The 12275-nt window shown below is 51.8% G+C and carries 12 protein-coding genes; 4 read left to right on the top strand and 8 right to left on the bottom strand.

Annotated elements, in window-relative coordinates:
• Positions 1-10: 10 nt before the first annotated feature.
• Together dpaL and ygeW are read right to left on the bottom strand one after the other, a co-directional pair.
• On the bottom strand, positions 11-1210 hold the full coding sequence (gene dpaL, locus EC843_RS16865) for a diaminopropionate ammonia-lyase (RefSeq protein ID WP_064547865.1): 1200 nt from the start codon (positions 1208-1210) through the stop codon (positions 11-13).
• A 67-nt stretch (positions 1211-1277) separates the two neighbouring features.
• Positions 1278-2465 carry a knotted carbamoyltransferase YgeW gene (gene ygeW, locus EC843_RS16860; protein ID WP_133522670.1) on the bottom strand — a complete coding sequence of 396 codons (1188 nt, stop codon included), beginning with the start codon at positions 2463-2465 and terminating at the stop codon, positions 1278-1280.
• Positions 2466-3077: 612 nt separating this feature from the next.
• Between ygeW and EC843_RS16855 the strand changes: the two genes are divergently transcribed.
• Positions 3078-4874, top strand: coding sequence for a sigma 54-interacting transcriptional regulator (locus EC843_RS16855; protein ID WP_133522669.1), 1797 nt, complete (start codon positions 3078-3080; stop codon positions 4872-4874).
• Between the two features lie 287 nt (positions 4875-5161).
• Here the strand turns inward: EC843_RS16855 and xdhC are convergent, their stop codons facing one another.
• From xdhC to flgA, 6 genes are all read right to left on the bottom strand, one after another.
• A complete protein-coding gene (gene xdhC / locus EC843_RS16850) occupies positions 5162-5638 on the bottom strand; it encodes a xanthine dehydrogenase iron sulfur-binding subunit XdhC (RefSeq protein WP_064548002.1) in 477 nt (158 codons plus the stop codon).
• 10 nt (positions 5639-5648) lie between these two features.
• Positions 5649-6530, bottom strand: coding sequence for a xanthine dehydrogenase FAD-binding subunit XdhB (gene xdhB, locus EC843_RS16845; protein ID WP_064547858.1), 882 nt, complete (start codon positions 6528-6530; stop codon positions 5649-5651).
• A 4-nt stretch (positions 6531-6534) separates the two neighbouring features.
• Positions 6535-8829 carry a xanthine dehydrogenase molybdenum-binding subunit XdhA gene (gene xdhA, locus EC843_RS16840; RefSeq protein ID WP_243739156.1) on the bottom strand — a complete coding sequence of 765 codons (2295 nt, stop codon included), beginning with the start codon at positions 8827-8829 and terminating at the stop codon, positions 6535-6537.
• A 279-nt stretch (positions 8830-9108) separates the two neighbouring features.
• Positions 9109-9531 carry a flagella biosynthesis chaperone FlgN gene (flgN, locus tag EC843_RS16835; protein WP_064547854.1) on the bottom strand — a complete coding sequence of 141 codons (423 nt, stop codon included), beginning with the start codon at positions 9529-9531 and terminating at the stop codon, positions 9109-9111.
• 4 nt (positions 9532-9535) lie between these two features.
• Entirely contained in the window at positions 9536-9829 is a 294-nt protein-coding gene (gene flgM / locus EC843_RS16830) for a flagellar biosynthesis anti-sigma factor FlgM (protein ID WP_064547852.1), read from the bottom strand.
• Positions 9830-9927: 98 nt separating this feature from the next.
• On the bottom strand, positions 9928-10587 hold the full coding sequence (gene flgA, locus EC843_RS16825; protein WP_064547850.1) for a flagellar basal body P-ring formation chaperone FlgA: 660 nt from the start codon (positions 10585-10587) through the stop codon (positions 9928-9930).
• Between the two features lie 152 nt (positions 10588-10739).
• On the opposite strand from flgA, the gene flgB reads away from it, so the two are divergent.
• Genes flgB through flgD form a run of 3 tightly spaced genes read left to right on the top strand, consistent with a single transcriptional unit; the run spans position 10740 to position 12252 of the window.
• The gene (gene flgB, locus EC843_RS16820) at positions 10740-11156 is read left to right on the top strand and encodes a flagellar basal body rod protein FlgB (protein WP_064547847.1); all 417 of its coding nucleotides are present in this window, start codon (positions 10740-10742) and stop codon (positions 11154-11156) included.
• 3 nt (positions 11157-11159) lie between these two features.
• Positions 11160-11564, top strand: a complete 405-nt coding sequence (gene flgC / locus EC843_RS16815; RefSeq protein ID WP_133522667.1) for a flagellar basal body rod protein FlgC — start codon at positions 11160-11162, stop codon at positions 11562-11564.
• Positions 11565-11574: 10 nt separating this feature from the next.
• Entirely contained in the window at positions 11575-12252 is a 678-nt protein-coding gene (gene flgD, locus EC843_RS16810; protein WP_064547842.1) for a flagellar hook assembly protein FlgD, read from the top strand.
• Positions 12253-12275: the final 23 nt, after the last annotated feature.

Genomic DNA, 12275 nt, shown 5'->3' with positions numbered 1-12275 from the left:
CCGCCAGGGTTCACGCAGTTGTCGGGTACGCGCCTTCCCAGACCACTTCGCGGTAGTGCTTCACGTCGGTATCACCTTCGGTACTGATAACCAGTACGACGGAATCGCGGTTCAGCCCCAGTTTTGCCATCAGTGTTTCGCGTTGTGGGTGGTAATGAACGGCGGCCAGCACGCCGAGGCCAACGGCTCCCGATTCGCCAGAAATAATGCGCGGATCGTTGCCTAACGGGTTGCCCAGCACGCGCATCCCAAGTGCGGCAACCGAGTCCTGGCAGGAGATAAATTGCGTGGCGCAGTTGCGCAGCACCGTCCAGCCGAGCGGGTTAGGTTCACCACAGGCAAGACCTGCCATGATGGTGGCCATATCACCGCCAACGTTGACGATGTCGCCTTTCACACCCGAGCGGTAAATGCAGTCAGCCAGTTCTGGCTCAACCACTACGGAGTGCAAGTGCTGCGCCCCATAAACATCGGCCAGATAACCGAGCACGCCACCGGCCATTGCGCCGACACCCGCCTGTAAAAAGACGTGTGTTGGCCGCTTGATGCCCAGCTGTTTCATCTGTTCAACGGCTTCGTCGGCCAGAGTCGAATAACCCTGCATAATCCAGGTCGGGATTTTGGTGTAACCTTCCCAGGCGGTGTCCTGCACCACTTCCCAGCCGCGTTCTTTGGCGGTTTGCATGGTCATACGCACGGTGTCGTCGTAATTCATGTCGGTGACGATACATTCCGCGCCGAGATTCAAAATGTGGTCTACACGTTCTTGCGCCGACCCTTTCGGCATATAAACCACCGCATGCTGCCCTAATTGCCGCGCAGCCCAGGCCACGCCGCGCCCGTGGTTGCCATCGGTGGTGGTGGCGAAGGTCATTTTTTCTTTGATGGTGTTTTTGATTTTCTCAAACGAGAAATCGTTGATATCCATCTGGTATTTTTCACACAGCAACTGTGCAATGGCGTAGGTGCCACCCAGCATTTTGAAGGCATTGAGGCCAAAACGCTGGGACTCATCTTTCACCAGAATTTTGCCAATACCGAACAAGCTGGCGAGCTCATTAAGCTCACACAACGGGGTCGGTTGGTAACCGGCAATCTTCTGGTGAAAAGCGCGGGCTTTGCGGGTTTGTTCGCTGGTGAACAGCGGAGATATTTCACCATTGAATAAACGGTTTTGTTCGATAGCTAACTTCAATGAGAAAACAGACATAACCCAACCTCATTTAGCAAAAGATGTTTTGCTGAAGGAGGCTCTGGCCTGTAGGCCAGAGACCCTTTTATTTGACACGTTTCACAGCATCTTTAAGCAGTTTTTCAAGGATTTGACCCGGGTTCGCATATTTACGCGACAGGATCATTGCGGCGATGATGTACGGCTTCCAGCTGGCTTCTTTGTAGGTTTCGATGCGGTATTTTTCGAACACGCCTTCGGTGACTTCACCTTCTTTACAAGACACGCCGGAAATATCCGCAGGCAGGCAGTGCATATAAAGGGCTTCGCCGTCGCGGGTCAGCTTCATCATCTCTTCGGTGCAGTGCCAATTTTTGTGGTTAGCGTTTTGTGCCAGGCACTGTTTTTCCAGCGCTTTCAGGCCGTCGTGGTCATTGGCGCGCAGCAGGGTGGTGCGCTCTTCCATGACTTTGTAAGGCGCCCAGGATTTTGGATAGACGATATCGGCGTCTTTAAATGCCTCTTCCATTGAGTTAACCTGGCGGAAGCTGCCGCCGGAAGATTTGGCATTGTTTTTTGCTACTTCCACGACATCAGGAATCAACTCATAACCGTCGGGATATGCCAGCGTGACGTCCATTCCAAAGCGGGTCATCAGGCCAATGATGCCTTGCGGTACGGACAGCGGTTTGCCGTAGCTTGGTGAATAGGCCCAGGTCATGGCGATTTTTTTGCCTTTTAGATTTTCCAGCGAACCGAAATGCTCACGCAGCCAGGCCAGATCGGCCATAGATTGCGTTGGGTGGTCAATGTCGCATTGCAGGTTGACCAGCGCAGGGCGTTGCGGCAGAACACCTTCTTCGTAACCTTCGTCCAGCGCGGCCCCCACTTCACGCATATAAGCATTGCCTGCACCAAGGAACATGTCATCGCGAATACCGATGGCGTCAGCACAGAAGGAGATCATATTGGCGGTTTCGCGCACCGTTTCGCCGTGGGCAATTTGTGATTTGCCTTCGTCGAGGTCTTGTTGCGCCAGGCCCAGCATGTTTAAAGCAGATGCGTAAGAGAAACGGGTACGGGTCGAGTTATCACGGAAAACGGAGATGCCTAAACCATTGGTAAAGACGTTGGTGGCAATGTTATCGGCACGCATGGATTTCAGTGCGGCCGCGACGTCGAGGACTTGTTTAAGCTCATCCGGACTCTGTTCCCAGGTTAACAGGAAATCCTTTTCATGAAGATGAGAGTTAAGTTTGCTGAGATCTTTAATTAAATCATTAATCGTTTTCATCAAAACACCCTTTGTTATGACTGGTCACAGGACGGCTGCACTGTGCAGGATTAACCCAACAAATCTATACTCGTCATCCTTCAAGCTACTGGGGTGTTGGCTGCACTAACAAACCCCAGTCACTTACCTAAATAAGCTCCTGGGGACTTGCTCCCTTGCCGCCTATCTGCAACTTGAATGCTAACGGGTATGTGTGAGCTATTTATTGATTAACAATAATTATGCCAGGTGCGGGGAAATGGCCGATTGAGCGGGACAGGTGAATTAAATGTGTGAACGCAATCGCTAAAATCATGCTTTCTTAATGAATTGAGTGTCGATTATTTCATGTCGGGATAAATCAAATAAAAATAAAATTTAGCGGGCTGACGGCACATTGCAGGATTATCATAAGCTCACTCCCCAAATTGATAACAGCACATGGTGGATTATCAATTTGATAAATTAACGGTGAAAGCATCGGGGTGTTAATTTGTGAGTAAATGAAAATAGGCCGATTATTATCACTGTTTTCATTTGCCAGATTAGTATTATGAACCTTGTTTTAAGGTCACCAGGAGTTCAGTAAGGGATAGTTAGACTATCAATAATTGCAAAGGGAAATTATCGATCATGATGGCTGTGAATACTCAGTCGGTGCTGATGCAGATTCAACCGACGATCATCCGTTTTGCGAAGATGCTGGCAAGTGTGTTGCAACTGGAAATTGAGATTGTTGATATCAACCTGGTTCGTGTAGCAGGCACCGGCCCTTATGCTAAGTCTTTGGGACGCAAGCTAAATGCTAATTCACGTTTGTTGAAACATGTCATTGAATCAAAGAAGGAAAAAGTCGTCACCCAGTCTGGTGTTGACCCTATTTGTGAAGGATGTACAGATAAGCAAAATTGCCGGGAAAAAGCCTTCCTTGGTACACCGGTCATGTTTCAGAACTCCTGCGTTGGTGTGATTAGCCTGGTGGCACTTAATTGCGAACAGCAAGAACGCATAAAAGACAATTTGCGCGAATTTTCAGATTACGTGCAGCATATTTCCAATATCTTTATATCCAAACTCCTCGAAGACCAAAGCGGTGAGAGTAACGCCAGCGGGATACTGTTAAGCCTGATCGATAATATGGATCAGGGGGTGTTGATCTTTGATAAAAATAATCAGCTGAAATTTGCGAACCCCGTCGCATTAAAAATATTAAAATCCAATCACGAGCAGTTGCTGGGGAAAACGATTTCTGCACGCGCGCTGACTTTTCAGAATTCTTTTACTAGCGGAAATATGCAATATATTATTTCCCTCGATAATCGTAGCGAAATAATTATTGGCCAGTTGCTTACGGTGCAGGAAAACCAGATTTTTTTAATGGCATTTCATCAATCACACACGGTTATTAATACTGATTCAAGTAACGAAGTTCCGCAGATCGAACATCTTATTGGCGAATGCCAGCCTATGCAGGCGTTAAAGCGTTTGATAGGCCGCATCGCACCTGGCCCGTCGAGTGTGATGATTACCGGTGAAAGTGGCACGGGTAAAGAGGTGGTCGCCTGGGCGATTCATAAACTTAGCAACCGTAATGACAAACCCTTTATCGCGATTAACTGCGCCGCCATCCCTGAACAACTGCTGGAAAGCGAACTGTTTGGTTACGTCAAAGGTGCATTTACAGGTGCGTCGACCAACGGTAAGCAAGGGTTGATTCAGGCCGCCGATCAGGGGACGCTGTTCCTTGATGAAATTGGTGATATGCCATTAGTCATTCAGGCTAAATTGCTGCGTGCCATTGAAGCACGCGAAGTTCAGCCTATTGGCTCAAGCCGCCCCATCCCGGTTGATATCCGCATTATTTCTGCCACCAATCAGAATCTGGAAAAGTATGTTTCCGAAGGGAAGTTTCGCGAAGATCTCTATTACCGTCTGAATGTCATTCCGGTGATACTGCCGCCGCTGCGCGATCGCAAAGAGGATTTGTCTTTACTGATCCACTATTTTCTCAATTTGCACACTAAGCGTATTGGGCTGGTTTATCCGGGGATTGCAGCTGATGTTATGGCGCTGCTGGCAGCGTATCAATGGCCGGGAAATCTGCGTGAGTTAAGCAACATGATGGAGTATTTGGTGAATGTGGTTCCTTCCGGCGAAGTGATCACCACGTCGCTGTTGCCGCCGAACATCGTCAATCAGCGGCATATTGTGGTTGATTTCAGCCGTGCGCGTACCGAGCAACCTCAAGAAATCAGCGAATTACCTGAACATGGCGCACATGCGCTAGAGGAGATGGAAAAGCAGCTTATTGCCGAAGCGTTGGTGCGCCACGGTAATAAGAAACTGGCGGCGGATGAATTGGGGATAGGGATTGCGACCCTGTACCGCAAAATAAAGAAGTATGGTACTGACGATAAGCCTCTTTCGTAGATCGGATGACGCAAAAGGTGGATGACGCCTGCGGCTTATCCCCCCTACAAAACCCATTCACGGGTCGGATGACGCAAAAGGTGGATGACGCCTGCGGCTTATCCCCCCAACAAAACCCAATCACAGGTCGGATGACGTAAAAGGTGGATGACGCCTGCGGCTTATCCCCCCTACAAAACCCAATCACAGGTCGGATGACGCAAAAGGTGGATGACGCCTGCGGCTTATCCCCCCTACAAAACCCATTCACGGGTCGGATAAGCGTTAGCGTCATCCGACACCTGTGGCTAATGGCTGCTCCCGGCATCACATTTGCGCACCGCATCGACAATCATCTGGTAACCGGTGCAGCGGCATAAATTGCCCGCCAATCCCTGGCGAATTTGTAGCACTGTCATGGGCTGGCTGCGCGGTTTTGCCAGTAATGCGCTGGTGGCCATGATAAACCCAGGGGTGCAAAACCCGCATTGTACCGCGCCGCTTTCGGCAAAGGCTTGCTGAATGGCGGACGGCTTCCCGTGCAATGATTCCCCTTCGCTGGTACGAATCGTTTTACCGTGCGCCCATACCGCCAGATAAAGGCAGCTATCAATCGCGGTGCCGTCAACCAGCACCGTGCAGGCTCCGCATTCCCCGACGCAGCAACCCTGTTTAATACTGAGAAAACCCTGGGCGCGTAATACATCGGATAACGGCATCGCCGGGGAGACATTCAACTGATAGTTGGCGCCATTAATCCGGCAGTTGATGGTTTTGCTGTTCATTGCGATGTCGCTATTCATTAATTTCCCCTCCAGCCTGTTTCACCGCCTGTTCGATAACGCGTTTGGTTAGCGTGCTGATCAGGTGCAAACGGAACGATTTTTCAGCACGCCAGGACGTTCTGGGTGACACATCCTGCGCGACCGCTTCCGCAATTGCCGCCAGGGTTTGTCGGGTTAAAGGCTGCCCAGCCGCGGCTTGTTCGGCATGAGCACAACGTACCGGCGTGGGGGCGGCAACCCCGAAGGCGAGTTTGATTTCCCGGAAGCGGCCCGCATCTAATTCACATAATGCGCTACAACCAATGGTGGAAATATCCATCGCATCGCGCATCGCGTATTTGAAACTCGCAGCTCCTTTATTACGGTAATTTTCTGGCTTGAAATGGAAGGCTACCAGCACTTCTCCGGCGGTTAATGCCACTTTACCTGGCCCGGTGTGGAAACCGTTAATCGAGGTAAAGCGCGTCCCCTGCGGGGTGGCAATTTCCAGCTCGGCTTCGTAAATCAGCGACGGGCAGGCAGAGTCGGCACTGGTTGCGCCATTGCAAATATTACCGCCGTAAGTGGCGACATTACGGATTTGCGGCCCGGCGATGACGGCAGCGGATGCTGCCAGCGCCGGAAGGTGTTGCTGCACTAGCGGATGTTCGATAAGTTCGCTAAAGGTGGTGCCGGAGCCGATGCGAATTGCGCCGTGGGCGTTGCATGTCACGCCGCGCAATTCGGCTAAATCATGAATGTCGACGATATGGCGAAAACGTGGGTTGAGATGATGGAGCTGAATTAATACGTCGGTTCCACCCGCCAGCAAGCGGGCCTGGTCATCTTCCATCAGCAGGGCGACCGCGTGCGCGACGCTCTCGGCATGGTGGTAACGTTCAATGTCATACATAGCATTATCCTTTTATCAGCCCGGCCTCGACAAACTCCTGGTACAGGCGTTTTGGCGTCAGGGGAAGCGTGTTGATGGCAACACCTGTCGCCATGCGCACCGCGTTGCGAATCGCTGCGGCAGGGGAGATAATCGGCGGTTCGCCCAGCGCTTTGTGACCGTAGGCTGACTGCGGTTCGTCAGTTTCCACAAAGGCGCACTCCAGCGTCGGCAGGTCGGGCATGGTCGGCATTTTGTAATCCAGCAGGTTAGGGTTACGCACCACGCCGCTTTGCTCATCGACAATGATTTCTTCAAACAATGCCCAGCCAATGCCCATTCCCATACCGCCATGAACTTGCCCTTCAGCCAGCGTAGGGTTAAGGATTTGCCCCGAATCATGCAGATTTAAGATACGGTTGATGGTGACTTTGCACAGCGGTATATCCACGGTGACATCCACAAATGTGCAGCCGTAAGTCGGCGGGTTGGTCTGGGTTTTAAAGGAAGTTTCTGCCGAAAGTTGCCCGCCCAACTCTGGATGGTAGAAAGTGTGCATCGCAAGCTCAGCCACGCTCAGTAGCACCTGTTCAGGACGAGTTTCCAGTACGATATTGCCATTGATAATCGTCAGGTTCATTTCGGGAAGATGTAGCATTAGTGCCGCGTGCTGGAGGATTTTTTGCCGTAAAATTTGCGCGGCTTCGCGCAAAGCCGGTGCGGTGACATAGCTTTGGCGCGAGGCAAATGCACCGGGGTCAAAAGGCGTGATGTCGGTGTCCTGCGTGGAAATGGTATGGACCATCTCGAAAGGCATGCCGATGGTTTGTGCGACCATTTGTGCAAACACGGTATCGGCACCTTGCCCGACTTCGGTGGCGCCGCTTTGCAGATTGATGATTCCGTCCTGGTTGAGCACCAGGCGCACGCTGGCAATTTCGACGCCAACTGGCCAGGTGTTTGAGGTATAGCTAAAACAGGCGACACCTACGCCACGACGAACGTCGCCCTGAGTTTGTAAACAGAGCGCTTTACGTTCATCCCAGCCGAAACTTTCGCGCCCTTGTTTCAGGCATTCAAGTAAACCGGCGCTGTATATTGGCCTGTTGTACAAGCTGTTGATATCGCCTTCGCGGGCGGCATTGAGTAAACGGATGTCTACCGGGTCGATGTTTAAAGCAACGGCGGCATCATCCAGTAATGATTCCAGCGCAAAGATCACTTGTGGCGCGCCGTAGCCGCGCATCGCCCCCGCTGAAGGAAGGTTGGTGTAGGCGGTAGTCGCCTTGAAGCCATAGGCACTGCGCGGATAGAGCCAGGAAATTTTACTGCCCGCGGCGGCGGCAATCGAATGCCCGTGCGAGGCGTAAGCGCCCGTGTTGGAGAGAATATCGAGCTGAAACCCTTTTAACTCACCTTCAGACGAGATACCCAATTGCGCATCAATCTGGAAGGCATGACGGGTGCGTGAGGCGTAGAAACACTCTTCACGACTGATTAACACTTTGACCGGAATACCGCCCAGTTTCAGCGTCAGAAAGGCCGCCATCGGCTCTTCCAGCACATCCTGTTTATTGCCAAAACCGCCGCCAATATATGGCTTTATCACGCGGATTTTTGACCAGGACATATTGAGCGCTTGCGCAGTCACGCGGCGCACGATGTGCGGAATTTGGGTGCTGGAAATTATGGTGATGCGGCCGGGTTGTTCCATCCAGGCAAAGCAGGTGACGCCTTCCATATGGCAGTGCTGCACGACAGGGGTTTTAAAGCGCCCGGAGTACTGGTGATCTGCCGCTTGCATCGCTGCGATGGGGTTGTTGGTGGCGGCTTCGCTGCGTTTGAGCAGATTGCCCCCTTCATGAATCGCGGTGGCATCAGCGGTGAGGGCGGCTTCGGGTGAGGTGATAACGGGTAACTCTTCCCAGGTGACCACCACCGTTTCAGCAGCTTTTTCCGCCGTGAGTTCATCTCGTGCCACGACAATTGCCACAGCATCGCCGAAATGCCGGACATGTTGCGTCAGCAAACGGCGGTCGGCAATATCCTGTTTTGTGGGGTCGAGCGTCCAGGCATGTCCTGCGGTGGCAAAGAGGGTATCCGGCACATCTTCCCAGGTAAAGACGGCGACAACACCGGGAATTTCAAGCGTGGCGCGGTAATCAATGGCACGGGCATATCCGTGGGCGATTGGGCTGCGAACGTATTTGGCATAGCACATGCCAGCCATCAGTATATCGTCGGTATATCTGGCTTGCCCGGTGATTTTGGCAAGCGCATCCACCCGCAAGCAGGGCAATCCTAATGGTGCTTTACCCATTCTTTCTGACATGGTTTTGTCTCCATCCTCAGGAATAAGGTCACGCTTCGTTTAGCTCCTGAGTGAAGCAAGATGTACGCCAGTCATCGCTAATGGCCATTTCTTATCATCAAACTGTGATAGTCATCGGAAAATAAGCTGTTGTTCAGGAAGGGGATGGTGCCAGGAAGAAGAAATTTTTTTCTCACAATGATAGGTAATGATCATTATGATAAATCGACGATATGTTTAGTGTGGACTCACCTTTCTGGCAGTCCATCACTCAAATTTTGACCGGGGCTAAATCGTTATTTTTTTGCCACCGCGACTGACTGTCGTTGCTTGTCCATCGGCACCGTAGAGGTTCGGTTCCTGATGTGGTTTGAGTACCGCAAGCGCTTGTTCATTGCGCGCTAACTGGTCCTCTAATAACCAACCGTTATGCTGGTTAATATCACGTAAGTGCTGTGTTTTTTGCGTAATCGTCTGCCAACGTTGGCTAATATCAGTGCTGCCGATACTTTCGACTTTCTGTGCGGCACGACGCTGCTGCTCAAGATAATCAAGCGTCGCTAACAATGAGCTTTTATCTTCAGTGATACGTTGTAATGCACTGCCATTCACATGGCCTGCTGATAATTGTTGTTGCTCAGCGTCCATCACCTCTTTAAGAGAGTTGAGTACCGCAGTCATTTGATCCATCACTTCTAACAGACGATTCATGCCATTATTTACTCAAGATAGAGCTTTGAGCTTCCTGGATTAACGCATCGGCGATCTTGCCGGTATCCATTTTCAGCTCACCGTTACGGATCGCTGTTTTGAGTGCTTCAACGCGTTCCATATTGATATCCCCGCTACCCGGCTGAATTAACTTAGCCTGTGCGTCACTGAGTGTCACATTGGTGCTTTTCGGGGTGGTGCTTTTTTCCAGTTGGCTCTTTTGAATCGGCGCTTCTGGCGTTTCGCGTGGTTGTACAGTGCTTACCGGTTTCAAAGGCGACGTGCGATCAATGCTCATTATTAATTCCTCATCGAGGGGTAATATCTATCATCTGTTAATACACTATCGGCAGACATCACGGAACCTTTAAAACCTTCTTAATCCCTAACGGAATTTTATAAGTTAATCAGAATATTCCCATCCGTGTCGACGACTCCGCTGACTATCTGACCCGAACTCATTCGTACCCGTGCATTCTGTGCCACGGCGGCATTATTCAGTGCCTTGCCCTGGCTATTGACGCTAAATCCTTCACCAGCGGCGACCACTTGCACCTGCTGCCCGGCTTTGACTCGCCATGTCTGGCGCACCATTGACAGCAGAATCGGTTGATCTGCGGCGATGTCGCGCAGCGTCACGGCACTGCTGGCCTGGTTGATATCGAGCATAGCGCGTGGTGGCAGTTGATCGAGCCGCCCACGTTTGAGCTGAAGCTGGCCTGCATCTATGACGCTACCGCGCGGTAATGGCTGCGCGGCTACAACGTAATTTCCGGTGGCCTGCACCTGGGCCTGTATGTAGCGTTTGTCGTTACCGCAGCGCGCCATCACGCTCACGTTTCCCCACAGGCGGCTATTCCCCGGCATAGAAAAATCAGGGAGTGGGCAGGGAGGTAATTGCGCATCAGGCGTTTTGACTATTACCGACACTTCATCACTCATGCCCGCCAGGCGCTGCTGGAAAAACTGGCTCAACGGCGCATCCAGAATGCTGGCTAATGCCTGCGGGCAAGCCAGCAAAAGGGCAATGGTGCTCCAGGTTTTCAGACCGGTCATGACGTTTCTCCTTGTTCAGGTGGCAGTGATTTTAACTGCACAGCGAAATGATCAAGGCGACAAATAGCGACGCATTTTGCGTCTATTCCAACGATAACGCACGCGTAAGGAGCTTTAAGCTGTCGGACAAATCCTAATTATGCGGAGGGAACATGCTAGACAAACTGGATGCCGCGCTGCGATTTCAGCAAGAAGCGATAAATTTGCGCGCCCAGCGTCAGGAAATTCTGGCAGCAAATATCGCCAATGCGGATACCCCGGGCTATCAGGCTCGCGATATTGATTTTGCCAGTGAAATGAAAAAAGTGATGGAACGGGGTCGTGCCGAAGGCAGCGGTGTTGCGCTTGCGCTCACGTCCGCGCGCCATATCCCTGCGGCAACACACTCAGCACCTTCGCTTGATCTTCTTTACCGCGTTCCGGACCAGCCATCGATGGATGGTAACACCGTCGATATGGACCGCGAGCGTACACAATTTGCCGATAACAGCCTGAAATACCAGTCCGACCTTACGGTTCTCGGTGGCCAAATCAAGGGCATGATGTCGGTGCTGCAACAGGGTGGCTAATAGATGGCATTACTGAATATTTTTGATATCGCAGGCTCTGCGATGACGGCCCAATCCAAGCGGATGAACGTGGCGGCGAGTAACCTGGCTAACGCCGATAGTGCCACCGGCCCTGACGGACAGCCTTATCGCGCTAAGCAGGTTATTTTCCAGGTTGATGCCGCTCCGGGGGCTGAAACGGGTGGCGTAAAAGTGACGGGCGTTGAAGAGAGCCAGGCACCGGACAAACTGGTGTTCCAGCCGGGTAACCCGTTGGCTGATGCCAAAGGTTATGTGCGGATGCCGAATGTGGATGTGGTGGCTGAAATGGTCAACAGCATGTCGGCGTCACGCAGCTATCAGGCCAACGTCGAAGTCCTCAACACCGTGAAAAGCATGATGTTGAAAACCCTGACGCTGGGTCAATAAGGAGTGATTGATGGGCATCGCCGTTAATATGAATGACACCACCACCAGTGGTGTCAGTGCGACTTCGGGTAACAATAATCTGACAGGCAGCAACGCCGCTGACCTGCAAAGTAGTTTTTTGACGCTGTTGGTCGCGCAGCTGAAAAACCAGGACCCAACCAACCCTCTGCAAAACAATGAATTGACTACGCAACTGGCGCAAATCAGCACCGTGAGCGGCATTGAAAAACTCAATACCACGCTCGGTTCGGTTTCCGGTCAGTTGACCAATAACCAGTCTGTGCAGGCCAGCGCCTTGATTGGCCACGGAGTGATGATCCCTGGCAGCAAAATTCTGGCAGGCAGCGAAGCGACCACGCCATTTGGTGTTGAGCTGCAACAGGCCGCCGATAAAGTCACCGCCACCATTACCGACAGTAGCGGCAAAGTGGTGCGTACTCTCGATGTGGGGGCGCTTAGCGCAGGCGTCCATACCTTTACCTGGGATGGCAGCATGACGGACGGCACCACCGCACCGGACGGGGCCTATAACGTCGCTATCAACGCCAGTAATGGCGGGACACAACTGGTGGCTCAACCGCTGAATTTTGCGTTGGTCAATGGAGTGACACTCAGTAATGGTACGACCTTGCTCGACCTCGGAACTTACGGCACCTCCACCCTCGACGACATCAGGCAGATTATTTAAGCCTTCAACCCTTGCAGGAGTAA

It is taken from the genome of Buttiauxella sp. JUb87 (assembly GCF_004361975.1).
Classification (GTDB): domain Bacteria; phylum Pseudomonadota; class Gammaproteobacteria; order Enterobacterales; family Enterobacteriaceae; genus Buttiauxella; species Buttiauxella ferragutiae.
This window is presented reverse-complemented; position numbering and strand designations above follow the sequence as displayed.